At 63.2% G+C, this 5,687-nt stretch carries 7 protein-coding genes; 1 reads left to right on the top strand and 6 read right to left on the bottom strand.

The annotated features are described in order from the left end of the window. Nucleotides 1–36: 36 nt before the first annotated feature. The 6 genes from panD to pcnB form a co-directional block, all read right to left on the bottom strand. Nucleotides 37–417 carry an aspartate 1-decarboxylase gene (panD, locus tag ACJWXQ_RS10865; protein WP_346052410.1) on the bottom strand — a complete coding sequence of 127 codons (381 nt, stop codon included), beginning with the start codon at nt 415–417 and terminating at the stop codon, nt 37–39. 104 nt (nt 418–521) lie between these two features. Beyond that, a complete protein-coding gene (panC, locus tag ACJWXQ_RS10860) occupies nt 522–1,385 on the bottom strand; it encodes a pantoate--beta-alanine ligase (RefSeq protein ID WP_346052411.1) in 864 nt (287 codons plus the stop codon). After that, the gene (gene panB / locus ACJWXQ_RS10855; protein ID WP_346052413.1) at nt 1,385–2,224 is read right to left on the bottom strand and encodes a 3-methyl-2-oxobutanoate hydroxymethyltransferase; all 840 of its coding nucleotides are present in this window, start codon (nt 2,222–2,224) and stop codon (nt 1,385–1,387) included. Before panB ends, panC begins: the two co-directional genes overlap by 1 nt. 11 nt (nt 2,225–2,235) lie before the next feature. Next, a complete protein-coding gene (locus ACJWXQ_RS10850; RefSeq protein WP_346052415.1) occupies nt 2,236–2,892 on the bottom strand; it encodes a deoxynucleoside kinase in 657 nt (218 codons plus the stop codon). Continuing rightward, on the bottom strand, nt 2,889–3,380 hold the full coding sequence (folK, locus tag ACJWXQ_RS10845) for a 2-amino-4-hydroxy-6-hydroxymethyldihydropteridine diphosphokinase (RefSeq protein WP_406672807.1): 492 nt from the start codon (nt 3,378–3,380) through the stop codon (nt 2,889–2,891). Before folK ends, ACJWXQ_RS10850 begins: the two co-directional genes overlap by 4 nt. After that, nucleotides 3,373–4,809: a polynucleotide adenylyltransferase PcnB gene (gene pcnB / locus ACJWXQ_RS10840; RefSeq protein WP_346052419.1), complete on the bottom strand. Its 1,437-nt coding sequence runs from the start codon at nt 4,807–4,809 to the stop codon at nt 3,373–3,375. Before pcnB ends, folK begins: the two co-directional genes overlap by 8 nt. Before the next feature lie 141 nt (nt 4,810–4,950). Here pcnB and ACJWXQ_RS10835 point away from each other — a divergent pair, with 141 nt between their 5' ends. After that, a complete protein-coding gene (locus tag ACJWXQ_RS10835; protein WP_346052420.1) occupies nt 4,951–5,463 on the top strand; it encodes an RDD family protein in 513 nt (170 codons plus the stop codon). Nucleotides 5,464–5,687 lie beyond the last annotated feature (224 nt).

Raw genomic sequence — 5,687 nt, 5'->3', positions numbered from 1 at the left:
CAGTGAATGATAATTCAAATTGTTGCTTGAGGTCTTTCAGGCCGCTTGTACTGGAATGGCATTACGGCTGTTCTTGACCTGGTTGCTCTCGTCCATATAGAGCAAACGCGGCTTGTGGCGCGCCACCTCGGACTCGTCCATGCCGCCGTAGGCGCAGATGATGACCCGGTCGCCGGGACTGGCCTTGTGGGCAGCCGCGCCGTTGACCGAGATAATCCGGGAGCCTTCCTCGCCACGAATGGCGTAGGTGGAGAAACGCTCACCATTGGTCACGTTGTAAATCTCGATCTGTTCATAGTCATGGATTCCTGCCGCGTCCAGCAGGTTTCCGTCGATGGCGCAGGAACCTTCGTAATCCACTTCGGCGTGGGTCACGCAGGCACGATGCAGCTTGGCCTTCAGCAATGTCACAAACATGGCGAACCGTCTTGTTGAGCTGGTCAGTCAGAATATCGCGATAAACGCGAGCCAGGCCCACAAAGGCCTAGCCCGCCAATTTTAGGCCAGGGCCCGGCCCCGACTCAAGCCGGGGCCTTGCCGGGCGCCGGTACGGCAAGATTGTCGATCAGCCGGGCCTTGCCCAGGCGGGCGGCGCCAAAGACATTGATGGGCCCCTCCCCTGGCGGCCCGAGAGTGTCCCGATCCCGGGCTTCCAGGTAATCCACTTCAAAACCCGCTTCTTCCAGCCGCTGTCGACCGGCGGCCAGCGCTGCTTCCAGACTGCCCCGGTCCCTGGAAAGCGCGGTCGAGACCTGCTGCAGCACCTGGTAGAGCAGCGGTGCCCGCTGCCGTTCCTCCTCGCTCAGGTACTGGTTCCGCGAACTGGTGGCCAGACCGTCAGTCTCACGCATGGTGGGTGAGCCGAGCACCTTGACCGGGAGATTGAGATCCTCGGTCATGCGCCTGATTACCTGCAATTGCTGCCAGTCCTTCTCGCCAAACACGGCTACATCCGGCTGAACCATGTTGAAAAGCTTGGCCACCACCGTGGCCACGCCGCGGAAATGCCCTGGTCGGTCCCGACCGCAAAGCACATCCGTCAGGGCCGACGGCACCGCCACGGTGCTGGTGTTTTCCTCTCCCCGCGGGTAGATGCTGGCAACATCAGGCGCGAACAGCAGGTCCACACCGGCCTCGACCAGCTTTTCCTGATCCGCCTTCAGCGTCCGGGGGTAGGCCTCCAGGTCCTCGCCCGGGCCGAACTGCATGGGGTTCACGAAGATACTGACGACCACCCGGTCGGCATTGTTACGAGCATCGTCCACCAGGGCCAGGTGGCCGGCATGGAGATTACCCATGGTGGGCACGAATCCCACGGTCTCGCTGCGGTGCCGCCAGCCGGCGACGAGCTGCCTCAGTTCCACGATGTTGTCGAGGGTGCGCATCAGTCGAATCCGTGCTCGTCGCAAGGATAGCGGCCGTCCTTGACGGCCTGGACATAGGCGGAAATGGCCGCATCCACGCTGTCGGCCTCGGCCATGAAATTCTCCACGAAGCGCGGCTTGCGGCCCGGTGGAATCCCCAGCATGTCGTGCACCACCAGAATCTGGCCATCCACCCCGGCACCGGCACCGATACCGATCACCGGGACCTCGGCCTCGGCGGTAATTCGCTGGGCCAGATCCCGCGGCACACACTCGAGCAGCAACAGGTCGGCACCGGCGGCGACCAGATCACGGGCATCCTGGCGCATGGCATCGGCAGCGGCCTCGTCACGTCCCTGAACCCGGAAACCACCGGCCTTGTGGACCGACTGGGGCCTCAGACCCAGATGGGCGCAGACGGGAATACCCTGCCCCGCCAGCGCGGCGATGACCTCCGCCTGCCCCGCGGCCCCTTCCAGTTTCACCATGCCCGCGCCGGCACGCATCAGGCGAGCGGCATTATCCACGGCCCGCTGGGGATCGGCATAGCTGACAAAGGGCATGTCGGCCACCAGCAGAGGGATGTGGAGCCCGGCGGCCACACAGCGGGTGTGGTACTCCATGTGGTCCATGGTGACCGGCACGGTGGTGGCATGCCCCTGGATCACCATCCCCAGGGAATCGCCAACCAGCACCAGGTCCACCCCGGCAGCCTCCTCCACCCTGGCGAAGGCGGCGTCGTAGGCGGTCAGACAGGCAATCTTCTCGCCCTCGGCCTTCATCTTGGCCAGTGTACTCAGGGTCACCGGCCGTTGGCGGGCAGGCGATTCGCCTGATTGTGATGCCTTGGATCCGTACATTGAAAACTCTCTCAGATTGGACCGGGATTGAAATAGTGTCGACCGCTTCGCACTTGCTTGAGCTGATTCACCAGTAACTGGAAGTCCTGTTCCCGCTCCACCGGATTGATGTCGGCCGTGTTCACGATCAACAGCGGCGACTGCTCATAATGATGGAAGAACTCGGTGTAGGTATCCACCAGCCGATGCAGATAATCGGGGGTAATGCCGCGCTCCCAGGGAATCCCGCGTTTTTCGATGCGTTCCATGAGCACCGGAACAGGGGCCTGCAGATAGACCACCAGATCCGGTTTGGGGGCATCCAGTGACAGATGGCTCCAGGCCTGCTCGTAGAGCTGCAGTTCGTGGTGATCCAGATTGAGACTGGCAAACAGCCGATCCTTGTCGAGGAGAAAATCGGCTACCCGGGTCCGCGGCTGAAACAGGTCCGACTGGCGCAGGGCCTGAATCTGCTGGGCGCGCTGGTAGAGGAAGAACAGCTGGGTGGGCAGGGCCGCACCCCTGGGATCTTCGTAGAAGCGCTCCAGAAAGGGGTTGGCTTCTGCCCCCTCCAGCATCAGCTCGGCATCCCAGGCCTCGCCCAGGCGCCGGGCAAAACTGGTCTTGCCAACACCGATGGGGCCCTCCACTACCACGTAGCGGGGTGCATGCGAATCCGACAGGCTCATAGTCGCTCGATCCCCTCGCAACTGATCATTCCTTTCCGGTCAATGACCCGTCCCACACCCGGCACCTCCAGCTCGGGTGCCACCTCGGCCAGTGGCACCAGCACAAAGGCGCGTTCTGCCAGGCCCGGGTGCGGCAGGCTCAAAAATTCACTCTCACGCCGAGCCTGACCATAGCAGAGCAGGTCCAGATCAATCAGGCGTGGCCCCCAGCGCTGGGCACTGGACCGTCGCCGGCCCAGGCGGCTCTCCAGACCCAGCAATGCCTCCAGCAGGGACTCCGGGCTAAGCGCGGTTGCCAGTCCCGCCACGGCATTGACGTAATCAGGCTGACCCGGGGGGCCCATGGGCGGGGTGCGATAAAGCGAGGAGGCCCGGCGCAGCTCACAATCCGGCAGTGTCTCCAGGGCCGACAGGGCAGAGTGCAGCATGTCTTGCGGATCACCCAGATTGGCGCCCAGCCCCACCCAGGCCAGATCCTGCTCAGTCACCGTTACCCCCTCCAGGCTTGCGGCGTCGCCGACGTCGCTTGCCCCGTCGGCGACCGGGGCCATCCTGCTCGCCCTGCCGGGCGGCAAAGAGCTGGGCTTCCCCTTCCGGCACGGACTCCTGGGCCTGAGTCCAGAACTCGGCCAGGTCTTGCGGTGCATCACCCACTTCCGCCCGCAGCAGCAGAAAGTCGTAGGCTGCCCGAAAGCGCGGATGTCCCAGCAGCCGCATGGACCGCTTGCCGCGGGTCCGGGTAAGCCGGCGCTGAAGATGGACCATATCGCGCATCACCATGCCGAAACGACGGGGGATCGAGACCGTGGACTGTTGGTTCTCGAACACCACACGGGTCGCCAACTGCATGGCCTCGGCCGGGTTGTTGCCATCTTCCTCGAAGCGACGCGTCTGATCCTGCACTGCCCCCCACAGGAAGGCGGCGAGCAGAAAGGCCGGGGTGACCGGCTTGTCTTCGGCGATACGTCGATCCGTATTGGCGAGCGCTGCCCGCACGAAATCCAGTCGGCGTTGTCCTTCCGGACCAAGGAAACTGTGCTCGGCCTGGGGAAACAGGATTCCGAACAGTCCGTATTCCCGAAGCTTGTCAAAGGTCTCCAGGGCGCGTCCGGCGAGGAAAAGCTTGAGATACTCATCGAAAAGCCGGGCCGGCGGAATATCCTCCAGCCGCTCGCCCATGTACCCCAGCGGGGCTTCGGTGGTGGGCGCAATATCAAAACCCAGCTTCACCGCGAAACGAATCGCCCGCAGCATTCGAACGGGGTCCTCGCGGTAGCGGGCTTCCGGGTCACCAATGAGACGAATCACGCGACGACGAACGTCCTCCATGCCGCCGACATAGTCGACGATGGAAAAATCGCGGATGTTGTAATAGAGCGCATTGATGGTGAAGTCCCGCCGGAAGGCGTCTTCTTCCAGCGTGCCGTAGACATTGTCGCGCAGGATCATGCCCGAATCGTCAATGTCATGATCCCGGCCATTGGCGGTCGCGGCACTGTCTTCGTCCGGCGTCATCGCCCGGAAGGTGGCCACCTCTATAACCTCGGGACCGAACAAGACGTGGGCCAGGCGAAAGCGTCGCCCGATCAGGCGACAATTGCGGAACTGCTCCCGCACTTCTTCGGGCCTGGCATCGGTGGCGATGTCGAAATCCTTGGGCTGACCGCCCAGCAGCAGGTCCCGGACACCTCCGCCGACGATATAGGCTTCGTAGCCGGCGTTCTTCAGGCGATACAGAACCTTCAGGGCAGCCTCGGAAATATGCTGCCGCGAAACATTATGCTGTGGACGTGGAATAATGGCTGGCTCGGCGATAGCGAAACCCTTCCCTCTGCTGAATGAAACCTGGGCAAATCCGGAGCGTCCGGGCCTCGCCGTGGCAACAGACAGGGGTAGCGCAAGCGGTAGCACCGCCACCGCTTGCGTTACCCCACCTGGTGCAGCGAAGGGCCCGATTCGCGGCGACCATGATACCATTCCCGCCCCCAATCGCGCCGCTCCCGCACTCTCTGCGGGCCCCGGCCGTCCCGGAAGACCGTGAAACCGGAGTCTTTTGGCATGGAGATCGACAAGCAGCGTCCGGCCAGCTTACTGCGCCGTCTCGGCGCGGCCCTCTATGACGGCCTTCTGGTGCTGGCCATCTGGTTCATTGCCACGCTGGTGGCTCTGCCCTTTGCGGGGGAAGAGGCCTTCGAGCCGGAGAACCCCATGCTGCTTGCCTATCTGATTCTGGTCACCGGCCTGTTTTTCATCTGGTTCTGGCAGCGCAGCGGCCAGACCCTGGGGATGCGGGCCTGGCGCCTGCGCCTGGTCAATGGGCAGGGTCATCATCCCCCACTCTGGCGCCTGATCATGCGCGCCGGGCTGATGCTCCTGCTGCTGATTCTTGCCCTCTATGGCCTGGCCTTCCTGACCCAGGACTTCTGGCCGGACTGGCTGGGCGCGCTGATGCTCATGCCGCTGTGCATTTCCATGGCCTGGGTTCTGGTGGACGAAGAACGCCGCAGCCTCCACGACATCGCCGCCGGCACCCGCCTGATTTTCCTGCCCAAGCAGGAAGGCAGTCATTGAGGCAGCGCCCTAGGACCCTTCTTTGTCGGTGACGGGGTGCGTTCCGGCCTTGGGGCCGACAGGGGTTTCCAAGAGCGCCGTAAATACATCCCTGTAGGCTCTGTGGGCGACGTCCTGTCGCCCACAGTCTTGGAAACCCCTGTCGGCCCCAAGGCCTACCTTTGGTGGTGGTCACCTAGGCCTTGCTTGCTGATGGCGTATTCAATTTGATGGGCCGATTGCCT

Source organism: Natronospira sp. (assembly GCF_007134575.1).
GTDB lineage: Bacteria > Pseudomonadota > Gammaproteobacteria > Natronospirales > Natronospiraceae > Natronospira > Natronospira elongata.
This window is presented reverse-complemented; position numbering and strand designations above follow the sequence as displayed.